At 45.3% G+C, this 12,741-nt stretch carries 10 protein-coding genes and 2 tRNA genes; 3 read left to right on the top strand and 9 right to left on the bottom strand.

What is annotated here, in order from left to right:
* Positions 1–21 precede the first annotated feature (21 nt).
* The gene (locus OCV47_RS06645) at positions 22–438 is read right to left on the bottom strand and encodes a protease complex subunit PrcB family protein (protein ID WP_262654433.1); all 417 of its coding nucleotides are present in this window, start codon (positions 436–438) and stop codon (positions 22–24) included.
* A 144-nt stretch (positions 439–582) separates the two neighbouring features.
* On the opposite strand from OCV47_RS06645, the gene OCV47_RS06640 reads away from it, so the two are divergent.
* Positions 583–1,305: a lysophospholipid acyltransferase family protein gene (locus tag OCV47_RS06640; RefSeq protein WP_117448343.1), complete on the top strand. Its 723-nt coding sequence runs from the start codon at positions 583–585 to the stop codon at positions 1,303–1,305.
* Positions 1,306–1,363: 58 nt separating this feature from the next.
* Here OCV47_RS06640 and OCV47_RS06635 read toward each other — a convergent pair whose 3' ends face one another.
* The 5 genes from OCV47_RS06635 to epsC form a co-directional block, all read right to left on the bottom strand.
* On the bottom strand, positions 1,364–3,076 hold the full coding sequence (locus OCV47_RS06635) for a DUF1002 domain-containing protein (protein WP_262654432.1): 1,713 nt from the start codon (positions 3,074–3,076) through the stop codon (positions 1,364–1,366).
* Positions 3,077–3,091: 15 nt separating this feature from the next.
* Positions 3,092–4,465, bottom strand: a complete 1,374-nt coding sequence (locus OCV47_RS06630) for a UDP-N-acetylmuramoyl-tripeptide--D-alanyl-D-alanine ligase (protein WP_262654431.1) — start codon at positions 4,463–4,465, stop codon at positions 3,092–3,094.
* A gap of 13 nt (positions 4,466–4,478) precedes the next feature.
* Positions 4,479–5,510, bottom strand: coding sequence for a D-alanine--D-alanine ligase family protein (locus OCV47_RS06625; RefSeq protein WP_256299966.1), 1,032 nt, complete (start codon positions 5,508–5,510; stop codon positions 4,479–4,481).
* A 115-nt stretch (positions 5,511–5,625) separates the two neighbouring features.
* A complete protein-coding gene (locus OCV47_RS06620) occupies positions 5,626–6,915 on the bottom strand; it encodes an aspartate aminotransferase type Ic (protein WP_262654430.1) in 1,290 nt (429 codons plus the stop codon).
* 33 nt (positions 6,916–6,948) lie between these two features.
* On the bottom strand, positions 6,949–7,881 hold the full coding sequence (gene epsC / locus OCV47_RS06615; protein WP_262654429.1) for a serine O-acetyltransferase EpsC: 933 nt from the start codon (positions 7,879–7,881) through the stop codon (positions 6,949–6,951).
* Between the two features lie 188 nt (positions 7,882–8,069).
* Here epsC and OCV47_RS06610 point away from each other — a divergent pair.
* Both OCV47_RS06610 and OCV47_RS06605 read left to right on the top strand, forming a co-directional pair.
* Positions 8,070–8,142: transfer RNA gene (locus OCV47_RS06610), tRNA-Phe, on the top strand.
* Positions 8,143–8,177: 35 nt separating this feature from the next.
* Positions 8,178–8,248, top strand: a tRNA-Gly gene (locus tag OCV47_RS06605).
* Positions 8,249–8,319: 71 nt separating this feature from the next.
* Here OCV47_RS06605 and OCV47_RS06600 read toward each other — a convergent pair.
* The 3 genes from OCV47_RS06600 to OCV47_RS06590 all read right to left on the bottom strand — a co-directional run bounded on the left by OCV47_RS06600 (position 8,320) and on the right by OCV47_RS06590 (position 12,741).
* Positions 8,320–9,165: a M23 family metallopeptidase gene (locus tag OCV47_RS06600; protein WP_262654428.1), complete on the bottom strand. Its 846-nt coding sequence runs from the start codon at positions 9,163–9,165 to the stop codon at positions 8,320–8,322.
* Positions 9,166–9,288: 123 nt separating this feature from the next.
* Positions 9,289–10,152: a SpoIID/LytB domain-containing protein gene (locus tag OCV47_RS06595; protein WP_262654427.1), complete on the bottom strand. Its 864-nt coding sequence runs from the start codon at positions 10,150–10,152 to the stop codon at positions 9,289–9,291.
* Positions 10,153–10,275: 123 nt separating this feature from the next.
* Complete coding sequence (locus tag OCV47_RS06590) at positions 10,276–12,741, bottom strand: glycogen/starch/alpha-glucan phosphorylase (RefSeq protein ID WP_262654426.1); 2,466 nt, start codon at positions 12,739–12,741, stop codon at positions 10,276–10,278.

Below are 12,741 nucleotides of genomic sequence, written 5' to 3'. Positions count from 1 at the left end.
TTGCACCTCCCTGATCTCTCACTATTCAAACAGGATACTTTCTCCGGTTTTCTCCAGCCTCACAACGATATATGGCCAGGTTGCCTCTTCCGGCAGGGCTTCCCCGGAGGATGGCCCCAACAGCTCAAACCGGATATGAATGCCATCCTCATCCAGATAACAGTATTTTGTTGTGATGCTATATCCACCGGTTTTCTGCTCGCCAAATCCACGGGCGATATAAAGCATTCCGTCTTTTTCATAACTTAGCTTCATTTCCTTGGTTTTATTTTCCTCAATCACCTCAGCCAGTGGCTGTGGAATCTCATCTTCCTTCAACACAGTACATTCCAGATCCTGATGCTGGTCAGACTGCTTCTTTGCCACGCTGCAGCCTGCCAGCAACAGGATTGCCCCCAGAAGCAGCAGCCATATTCCATATCTTCGCATTTCAGACATAACATCTCCCCTTCATTCTTTCTTTTCTACTATCTTTATGAAGGAGTCTCTGGGAATATGTTTTTCTGATTGCAAGATGCCTGGATTTTCAGTATACTGTTACAGAAGCAATTGAAAATTTATAAAAACAGAAAGGAAATCATTATGATACGACTGATCATCGTAGCACTGACGCTTGTACTGTTTCTGATTCTGTCCATCCCGGTTCTGATCGTAGAATGGATCATTGGAAAGTTCAATCCCCGTGCAAGAGATATTTCCTCCCTGCGCATCATACAGGGAGTATTCAAACTGATTTTCTGGGAAACCGGTTCTCATCTGACTATTATCGGAGAAGAGAACATACCGAAGGGCGAAACGGTTCTCTATGTGGGAAATCACAGAAGCTATTTTGATGTGGTGACGGCTTACAGCCGATGTCCGGATCTGACCGGCTTTGTTTCTAAGGATAATCTGGAAAAAATCCCACTGCTGTCTGCCTGGATGAGACGTCTTTACTGCCTGTTCCTGAATCGTTCCGATATCCGTCAGGGGCTGAAAACCATTCTGACCGGTGTGGAACAGATGAAGTCCGGTATTTCCATGTGTATTTACCCGGAAGGGACCCGGAATCATGAAGAGGAACTTCTTCCATTTAAAGAAGGCAGTCTGAAGATGGCTGAAAAGACAGGATGTGCTATCATCCCCATGGCTATCTGCCACAGTGATGATATCTTTGAGAATCATATGCCATGGATCCGCCCAGCCAATGTCATTCTGGAATATGGCAAACCGATTTATCCAAAAGAATTATCCAAAGAAGACCGAAAATTCCTGGGTGCTTACACAAGAGATGTGATCACAGAAATGTATCAGAAAAATAATTAAACCAACGGGGACGGTGTTTTCTGGCTCTAAAGAGCCAGAAACCCCCGCCCCCGTTGGCTTAGAAGTTTCCAGTCTCTTCCTGGAAATCAGCAAATTCATCTTCTGTACCATCTTCATTCTGTTCTTCTGCCGGAGCTTCCTGAGCTGTATCCTCGCTCACTGCCGCTTCTGACTCCAGATCTGGCTGTTCTACGCCAAATCCTGCTTCCAGAATAACCATGATACTACGATAAACAACCACTGCATCATTGTTCTCCAGCTGAGAATCTTCCAGAATCTTCTCAGAATCTTTCAGAACCAGTCTTCTGACATATTTATCCATCTGTACCAGATCTGCCTCTTCATAATGTTTATCTTCTGCCAGATCCTGCGTCTCTTCTACAATGTTCTGAGGAATCTCTGTATCCAGTGCCTCTTCCTGCGCAACCTTATCTGCTCCTTCTGCCAGTACCTTCAGCAGATATTTTTCTACTGCTTCTGGCAGCTTCTTTGCAGCCTCTTCGGTCAGATATACCACGGTTCCGTCATCTCCGGTTACCTGCTTCTCTGTATAAGCCTGATCCAGATTGGACTTCACTTCATCATAGATTGCTTTCTTTTCCGGATCCAGATCCTCTGCTTTGATTGTGCTTTCTGTTTCTGCTCCTGCTTCTGTTGCTGCCTCTGTAATTGCTTCTGTCTCAGCAGCTTCGCTGGTTACTGTTCCATCTCCGGTTGCTTCCGGGATACCAGTTCCATTATCACCTTCTGTCTCAGCCTCTGTCTGTTCCAGAACAGTCTGTGTGGTCGTAGATTCTGATGCATTGGTAGAATTTGGATCCAGTGCAGAAATATCAGTATTATCCAGAATATTTTCTGTCTGATCCTGTGCACCGTCAATGGTAATATCAGCATTATCCTGTGCTGCTTCACTTTCCTGTGTCTGTTCTTCCGCTGCGGCCTCAGCTTCCTGTGCCTTCTTCTCTGCTTCCGCCTGCTGTTCTTCTGATGCGCCTGCATCTCCGGCTACGTTCGCCTGTACACGCTCCAGTGTTGCCTTCAGCTGTGTGATATCGTAATCCTGCTGTGCAATCTTCTGCATCAGGGCTGCGATCTCGTCACTCTGATCCTGACTCATGGTCACATCATAATTATTAGAAACATTGTTCACGATATTGTTGATCTCTCCGATATCGGTCACATTATTCTCAATTACCTGCAGCTTCGTCTCATTAATCACTGCAGTTGCCTTACTCTGTCCCACTGCATCTGCCAGATTACCGGTAGTCACCAGTTCTTCATTGGCCAGATCTTTCTTTTCCTCATCCAGCGTCACATCACTGGCTGTCTCGTAAGCCATGATTACTCCGGTCAGTGCTCCGGTTCCGGATACTTCAAACGGAGATGCCGCTACTACCTGACAGTTGGTTACTCCGGAAGTTGACAGGGTAGATGCAATCATGTTACAGGTTACCCAGCTTAAGTTCGCTGTCTTGACCTGAATGCCACCCTTGGTAGTCGGTGCTACCAGTGCGCAGCTAAAGGTCTTTGTTCCGATCTGTTCCAGTGGAACATAGGAACCCAGATGTTCTCTTTCATCATTATTGTTGATATAAATAATATCCACAGTATCTGCACTGACACCAAAATATTTCATCATCGTGTTCTGCTGATCCTGTGTCAGATCCGCTCCCAGTGTCACCACTCTGCGGCTGTCTGCCATAGCCGGTACGGCACAGCCAATGGTAAGTGCCAGAACCAGTGCAATACTGCTCAGTATTCTCTTTTTCATATTCTTATCCTCCTTTTACTCCTGCTTTGTCAGCACTTCGACTATTTTTTCGAAATGCATAAAATGAGATGCCTTCACCAGAATCGTGTCTCCCTGTTTCAGACACTGTTGGAGACTGTCGATTGCCTCTTCCAGTGTCTGCTTATGGATCACTTCCATCTGAGGGTTCGTCTCTTTTGCAGCCCTTGCCATGCCTTCTGATAAGGCACCTACGCAGATCAACAGCTGAATTCCCTGCTGTCCTGCTGCCACACCTACTTCTTCGTGAAGTTGCTGCTCATTCTCCCCCAGCTCTCCCATATCTCCCAAGATCGCCACTTTTCTTCCCAGTGCATCGCCAAGGACCTTTAAAGATGCCTTCATTGATACCGGGTTTGCATTGTAACAGTCATCTACTACCGTATAGTTATCTGTCTCGATAATGTGAAATCTTCCACTCAAAGACTCCAGCTTCTCGATTCCCCGTTTGATTTCCTCTGTCGTCATCCCAAGGGACAGGCCAACGGCCGTTCCTGCCAGTGCATTATATACCATGTGGTATCCCGGAATCGGGATAGTCACATCAAAATCGCCCTGTCCGGTACAGATTCGGCAGGCGATCCCCTTCAGCCCCAGGCTGTGGATCTGTGTGGCAGAAATCATTCGGTCACTGTCGATTCCAAAAAAGACCGGTTGTATGCCTTTAACTTCCCGTAACGTGGCCAGCTTATCATCATCACCGTTGAGTACGATTGTTCCAGCCGGCGCCAGATAATCAAAAATCTCTGTTTTGGCTTTCAGGATGCCATCCCGGTCACCCAGGAACTCCAGATGGCATTGTCCAATATTGGTTATCACACAAATATCCGGTCTGGCAATCTTACTCAGACGATGCATCTCACCAAAATGACTGATCCCCATCTCCAGAACGGCGATCTCGTCTTCCTCTCTCAGACGAAATACCGTCAGCGGAAGTCCCAGTTCATTGTTAAAGTTCCCAAGAGTCTTGAGAACTCTGTACTTCTCTGACAATACGGAAGCGATCATCTCTTTGGTACTGGTCTTACCCACACTTCCCGTGATACCTACCACTTTGATATCCAGCTGTTTTCTGTAAAATTCTGCAATATCTTTGATCGCCTGCAGCGAAGAATCCACCTGTATGTATGCACCAGCCGGAGCTTCTAATTCCTGCTCGCTGATCACACACAGTGCCCCCTGTTCAAATACGGCCGGGATAAACTTATGGGCATCCACCCTTTCTCCCTTAATTGCCACAAACAGGCTGTCTTTTCCTGCTTTGCGGCTGTCCGTCGTGATCTCTGCGATCGTTTTTTCTTTTGCTGCTTCTGTGCCGTGATAGATACCGCCACAGGCATCAGCAATATTTCCAAGTGTCATATTTTTCATATGGAGTATGCTCCTACTTATTCTCTAATGATACACTGATCAGCTTATCACACAGATCAGCGAAAGACATTCCCAGTACTTCCGCTTCCTGTGGAAGAAGGCTGGTCGGTGTCATGCCCGGAAGTGTATTCGCCTCCAGACAGTACATATTATGGGATTCGTCCATCATAAAGTCCAGTCTTGCATAATTCTCCAGGCGAAGCACCTGATATCCCATCTCTGCAATACGCTGCATCTTTCTGGTCAGTTCTTCTGATAATTCTGCCGGACAGGTCTCAATGGTGCTGCCTGCCTGATACTTATTCTTATAATCATAGAATCCTACAATCGGTGCAATCTCAATAATCGGATAGGCTTTTCCATTTACTACACCTATAGAGAATTCTCTTCCCTTCACATACTCTTCCACAACCAGCTTATCTTCATAAGAAAAGCCATTCTTCAGAGCCTGAGCAAATTCTTCTTCTGTCTTTACAATATAGACACCTACACTTGAGCCGCCACATGCGGTCTTTACCACACATGGGAACGTAAAGCCCAGTTCTTTTGCACTCTTTTGCACATCCTTCTTATGAAGAATGATCCCCTTCGGCGTCGGAACTCCGTTCTCCATGAACAGCTGCTTGGTAATGCTCTTATCCATAGCCAGTGCACTTCCCAGGTATCCACTTCCAGTATACGGAATACCCATGAGATCAAACGTGGCCTGCACACGGCCATCTTCTCCACATGCTCCGTGAAGTGCCAGGAATACCACATCCGCCGCATTACAAAGTTCCAGAACCTTTGGTCCGAAGAATGACTTTCTCTCCTTCTGGATCTTCGTTATCTGATCATTAAAGCTGCTCATATATGCGACCTCTTTTTCCAGATCAAAGGGGTCGGTAAAAATCGTATCCACATCTGTGTCTTCTCTCCCACAAAATACATCCACTAAAACTGCCTGATGTCCTTTGCTTCTCAGTGCTTCACATACTTTACTACCGGATACAATAGAGATTTCTCTTTCTGTACTGGTTCCACCTGCCAGAACTACTATTTTCATTTTTCTGCTACCTCTTTTTCATTTTATCTCTTTCCAGTATACTCAAAAGGAAGTAATAACACAAGTGCATTATTACTTCCTCTATCTTAAGATTTTATGATGCCAGAGCCATTTCTTATCTTTCTTCCAGAATCTTATCAATACTTACCAGTTTCACACTCAGTACAAAGACTTCTGCCGCTGCTGCCAGATCTTCCGGTGTCGGGAACGATGGAGCAATACGGATATTGCTGTCCTGTGGATCCTTTCCATATGGATAGGTTGCGCCGGCCTTGGTCATGATCACACCGGCCTCTTTTGCCTTGGCAACAATGGCCTTGGCACATCCCGGAAGCGCATCAAAGGAAATGAAATATCCTCCCTTTGGTCTGCTCCAGCTTCCGATCTCCAGTCCGCCCAGCTCACGATCCAGGACGCCCAGCACTGCTTCGAACTTCGGACGCAGGATTGCTGCATGCTTCTTCATATGTTCTCTCATACCATCCATATCTTTGAAGAAACGTACATGGCGCAGCTGATTCAGCTTGTCATGACCGATAGTCTGATAATTCATAAATCTTCTTGCATCTGCCAGGTTGGCTTCTGATGCTGCCATAGCGGCAATACCAGAGCCAGGGAAGCTTACCTTGGATGTGGAAATAAACTTATAAACCAGATCCGGGTTGCCTGCTTTTTCACATTCAGAAAGCAGTTCCAGAATCACATCCTGATCATCATCGTATAAATGGTGAATGGAATATGCATTATCCCAGTAAATACGGAAGTCTGGTGCTGCCGGCTGCAGATGTGCGAAACGCAGTACCGTATCATCAGAATAAGATACTCCAGATGGATTGGAGTATTTCGGTACACACCAGATTCCCTTGATATATGGATCTTCGGATACCAGCTTTTCTACCATATCCATGTCTGGACCAGTCGGAAGAAGTGGTACATTGATCATCTCGATACCGAAGAACTCGGTAATTCCAAAATGTCTGTCATATCCAGGTACCGGGCACAGGAACTTCACTGGTTTATCCAGCTTGCTCCATGGTGTGTGTCCACATACACCCATAACCATGGCACGGGCTACTGTATCAAACATCACATTCAGACTGGAGTTGCCATAAATCAGAATATTCTTTTCCGGAACTTCTGACATATCTGCCAGCAGCTTTCTTGCTTCCGGAATACCATCCATCACCCCATAGTTTCTGCAGTCTACTCCAGATTCGCAGACCATATCAGACTTGCTGTTCAGTACATCCATCATACCGTTAGACAGATTCAGCTGTGCTGCTGAAGGCTTTCCTCTGGACATATCCAGCTTCAGGTTTCTGTCCTGAACCTCTTTAAACTTCTGCTCCAGCATGTCTTTCTCATGCAATAACTGTTCTTTGCTCATTTCCTTGTAACCAGACATCTTTTTTTCCTCCTCGTAAAACATATCATAATCTTAATCTTTCTCAGGCCGGTTGAAGAATCCTTCCTGACCAAGTTCCTGTGTCTGCATCGTTCCTCTGACCTTAAACTTCAGTTCTGGATTCTTGATGCTTACCCTGGTCTGATCCGGTACCGAAGAAGTAACAAATGCATTACTTCCAATCACGGCACCTTCACCGATCACAGTCTCCCCACCCAGGATAGATGCACCGGAATATACCGTTACATTGTCCTTCAGGGTCGGATGACGCTTGGTACTGCGCAGGGACTGGCCGCCTCTTGTGGATAACGCTCCCAGAGTCACGCCCTGATAGATCTTTACATTATTACCAATCCTTGTTGTTTCACCAACTACCACGCCGGTTCCATGGTCGATAAAGAAGTATTCCCCGATGGTTGCTCCCGGGTGAATATCAATCCCGGTAAGATTGTGAGCATACTCTGTCATAATACGCGGGATCATCGGTACCTTCAGTAAAAACAGTTCATGTGCCACCCGGTTCACCGTAATGGCAAACACCCCTGGATAGGAAAAGATCACCTCATCGGTATTAAATGCAGCCGGGTCACCATCATAGGCCGCCTGTACATCTTTGGCCAACATACCACGGATCGCCGGAATACGCTCCAGAAACTGAACTGCTATCTGTTCTGCTTTCTCTCTGGCTTCTTTTTCCGAAAGATTGTCACCAGACACATACTTCAGTGCTTTCTTTACCTGCTTCGTCAGATTATACTGAATATCTTCCAGCAAATCTCCTACATAATATTTGACACTGTCGTCACTGAGCTTTTTCTGACTGAAATAGCCCGGGAACAAAACTTTCCGAATATTCTCCAGAACCTCTATAATCACTTCCCGATTCAGGTGATTCTCTGAATCGATATTACTGATAATCGGATATTCTTTGTAATTTTCTAATATTGATGTTACCAGTCTGTCCATATATCCTCCATACTCTAAAAAAACATCATTACTAGGGAGTATAACACATTTACTTTTGCATATGCAAGAATTCTGGCTTTTCCTCTCATAAAAAAATCTTGAGTCAAATATGAAAATTTTCTGCTTGACATATTTCGTTCTATCTATTATAATCTTTCATGTGTCAAGCGAAACATGCTTTTCACTAAGCCCAGATAGCTCAGTTGGTAGAGCAGAGGACTGAAAATCCTCGTGTCACTGGTTCGATTCCGGTTCTGGGCATTTGATTCACTTCAGTGTTTCATTTTATATGATTTGCGGGTGTAGTTCAATGGTAGAACACCAGCCTTCCAAGCTGGATACGTGGGTTCGATTCCCATCACCCGCTTTTTTCATGCCTGTTTTTCTGGTATTCAAACGTAACAATAGCCCACGGTGTTTGCCGTGGGCTTTCTATTTTTATTCCAGATACAGGCACGGATCCGTGACCTGTCCATCTTTTTTCATTGCAAAATAAAGGTTGCTTCCTTCCTCGCAGTAATACTTGGTCGGTTCACTGACATATCCCAGCAGCTCACCCTGTTCTACTACGTCTCCCTGTGCAACTGCCACTTCCTTCAGCTGTCCATAAATCAGTTCATAATTATCACCAATATTCATAGTCAGTGTGGTTCCCGTCTCTTCATTGATATCTATGCTTTCCACAATTCCTTTGGCAGCTGCAACCACCGGATTGCCTGTCTGACTGCCGATGATCAGTGCCGGATTATATTTGTACTCATTGAGTGTCTGGAAATATACGGTTCCATCCATGCTGTAGTCCATCAGAATACTTCCGGCTGCAGGCCAGCTCAAAGAGGAGTCTTCTGTAAATTGAACCGTAGGAGAAATTACGCTTCCTGAAAGTACTTCCTGGGTATCTTCTGTCATCGCATCGCTCTCTGTGGAAACTTCTCTGGTATGCCTGCCGTCTGCCTCAGTCTCATTTTCCTGAGCACTGTCTGTACCGGCTGTATGCTCCCCGCCATCGGCGATCTGCGCCTGCACGCTCGTAGTATTTGCTATCTGCGCTGCATCCTTCTTCCCGTCGTCTATCTGATCCACAGTTGCCAGTGATGCATTCTTTGCACTGTCCACCGTTTCCGTCTGACTGGTCTGCGTGCTTTCCTTCTGTTCCTCTGTCTCTGTTGTCACCGGATAACTTGTCCGATAGGATGCAAAGGCCACAATCCCCACCAGTGCCAGTGTCAGTACCCCAAGTGTTCCTCTTTTTCTGATAAAATCGAATATCTTTCCTTTTTCCATCGCTTTCACCTCGTAATACAATTTCTATATCGTTCTATTTCCAGTATTACCATTTGCGATGGATTTATACGTTTTTTGTATCTGCTCAGCGCCTTCACAGTGAATTCTGAACATTCACGTTTTTCAAGATATGTCTGCTATGGATTCCAGCTTCGTCTGGTCAAAAAAATACGCCAGTATCTCCCGGTAACCAGTACCATTTTTCGCCAGCTGTTGTGCGGTATACTGACTCAGGCCCAATCCATGCCCGATTCCTCTTGTGATCACAAAGACACCATCTCCATTTTTCTCAACTCGAAAATTCGAAGAAGGCAGTCCCAGTTTGATCCTGAATTCTTCGCCGGACATTTCGGTATCATTCAGCTTCAGACGCAGTACATATCCGGCGCTGTCTTTTTCTTCGATTTCCATATTTCTCCAGGATTCATCAATCTGAATACTTTGTCGATACTGTGGCGCATCCTTATCTCCCGGACAGGCTTTCCCTGTCAGATATGGATAATCCTCTGACCGGAACACTTCTCTTGCTTCTCTTGTCTGCCCGGCACTGACCGGATGACAGGAAGCCAGAATCGGTTTCCCCTGCCATGTTAAAATCTCTCCCTTCGTCTCCTTCTGTGCTTTCCGGAATGCATCTCCATTTCTCATAAGTTCTATCTCTGCCAGTGACATTCGCTCCTTTGGCCGGACACCACCGTTTTGCAGCTGACGATACGCATTGGTGCGCACCAGAACCATCTGCGCCTTGATTGCTTCCAGCTGCGCATCTGCAGGCAGCTCAGACGCCGTCACCTCCAGTACATATTCTTCCAGACTGATCTCCTCTGTCTTATCTCCACTTTCTATGGAAATATACTTCGTCTCATCCTGTATCGCCTGATAGATTCGGCTCATTCTGCTATTTAACAATAATGTAATGGCACAAGGCAGTAAAATCACCACCAGCAGAACCGTCAGAACCTGTTCCGTATAAAATTTCAGCTTCATACACATACCCTCCCAGGATATTATATGAACAGAGAAAGGAAGTTATACACAAAAAGGAACCATACATGATATGTGTACAGTTCCTTTTTACAACTCATTCCTTGTTTTACACTGAACGAATCTTTATTTTACTTTTACAGTTTCTTTCTGCAGGTGCCAGATCTCATCCACGTACTGCTGAATCGTTCTGTCAGATGTGAACTTGCCACTGCATGCGGTATTCAGCATCGCCATCTTAGCCCATCCTGCTTCGTCTCGGTATGCTTCTTCTACACGTTTCTGTGCATCTGCATAAGAACGGAAGTCAGCCAGAATGAAGTAAGTATCTGCGCGGTCGCTGCTCTTAGTGTTCAGCAGAGAATCATAGATCTCACGGAATCTTTCCGGATCATCTGGCGCATATTCTCCATTGATCAGCTGCATCAGCACACGTCTGATATCCTGATCGCTGTTGAAGATATTTTCTGGATGGTATCCACCATTCTGTTCATAGTTGATAACCTCATCTGCAGTCAGACCAAAGATAAATGCGTTTTCTTTTCCAACTTCTTCTACGATCTCAACGTTAGCACCGTCCATGGTTCCTAACGTAGGAGCACCGTTCAACATGAACTTCATGTTACCGGTTCCGGATGCTTCCTTGGAAGCTGTGGAGATCTGTTCGGATACATCTGCTGCTGCAAAGATCCATTCTGCATTGGATACACGGTAATCTTCGATGAAGACTACTTTCAGTTTATTCTTAATAGAAGCATCATTGTTGATCACATCTGCCACAGAGTTGATCAGCTTGATGGTCAGTTTTGCACGTCTGTAACCAGCTGCTGCCTTGGCACCGAAGATGAATGTTCTTGGGTAGAAATCCATTTCCGGATGGTCTTTGATCTGGTTGTACAGATACATTACATGAAGGATGTTCAGTAACTGACGTTTGTATTCATGAAGTCTCTTAACCTGTACATCGAAGATAGAACGCGGATCCACTTCGATACCATTGTGTTCCTGAATGTATTTTGCCAGACGCACTTTATTCTGGTATTTAATATTCATGAATTCCTGCTGCGCCTTTGGATCGTCTACATAGACTTTCAGCTTGGAAAGCTGTGGCAGATCGGTGATCCATTCGTCTCCGATATGCTCTGTGATCCAGGATGCCAGCAGTGGATTGCCGTGAAGCAGGAAACGTCTCTGTGTGATACCATTTGTCTTATTATTGAACTTCTCTGGCATCATCTCATAGAAATCTTTCAGTTCCTGATGCTTCAGGATCTCAGTATGAAGCTGTGCAACACCATTTACTGAGTAGCCTGCTGCGATAGCAAGATGTGCCATCTTCACCTGTCCGTCAAAGATAATAGCCATCTTGCGTACTTTTTCGAAATCACCAGGATATTTTGCTTCAATCTGTGCTACAAAACGACGGTTGATCTCTTCAATGATCTGATATACACGAGGAAGCAGTCTGGAGAACAGCTCAATTGGCCATTTTTCCAGAGCTTCTGCCATAATCGTATGGTTGGTATATGCACATGTCTTGGAAGTCACTTCCCATGCTTCATCCCATGTCAGACCCTCTTCATCCAGAAGGATACGCATCAGTTCGGCAACTGCTACCGTTGGATGAGTATCATTCAGCTGGAAGGTTGCTTTTTCATAGAACTTACGAATGTCATCATGATTCTTCTTATATTTGGCAATTGCTTCCTGTACACTTGCAGAAATGAAGAAATACTGCTGTTTCAGGCGTAGCTCTTTTCCTGCATAGTGATTATCATTTGGATACAGAACTTCTACGATGTTGCGTGCCAGGTTTTCCTGTTCTACTGCCTTGCGGTAGTCGCCCTTGTCGAAAGAATCCAGCTGGAATTCGCTGATTGCTTCTGCATCCCAGATACGTAAGGTATTTACGATATTGTTATTGTAACCAACGATCGGGAAATCATATGGTACGGCACGCACTGACTGATATCCTTCCTGTTTGTAGTAGTTACGTCCGGTCTTCTCATCATATTCTACACGAACATAACCGCCGAATTTTACTTCTTTTGCATATTCCGGGCGGCGCAGCTCGAATGGATTGCCATCTTTCAGCCAGTTATCCGGTACTTCTACCTGATATCCGTCTTCAATCTTCTGTTTAAACATACCATAACGGTAACGGATACCGCATCCGTATGCCGGATAGCCCAGAGTTGCAAGAGAATCCAGGAAGCACGCTGCCAGACGTCCAAGTCCACCATTACCAAGAGCTGCATCTGGCTCCTGATCTTCGATCACATTGATATCCAGGCCAATCTCTTCCAGCGCTTCTTTTACTTCATCGTAAATCGTCAGGTTGATCATGTTGTTGCCCAGTGCACGACCCATCAGGAATTCCATGGACATATAATATACATACTTTGGATCATCCTTCTCATACTGTTCCTGAGTTGCCAGCCAGTTCTCAATGATCTCATCTTTTACCGCATAAGATACTGCCTGAAAAATCTGCTGCTGTGTAGCTTCTTCCAGATTCTTACGATATAAAGCTTTTACATTGGCTTTTACTTCTCTGATAAACTCTTTCTTATTAAACTTCTTAGCTGTCAT

This window comes from Muricoprocola aceti, assembly GCF_025567005.1.
GTDB classification, from domain to species: Bacteria; Bacillota; Clostridia; order Lachnospirales; family Lachnospiraceae; genus Marvinbryantia; species Marvinbryantia aceti.
The sequence above is the reverse complement of the archived record's forward strand: the minus strand, read 5'-3'. Positions and strand labels throughout refer to the sequence as shown.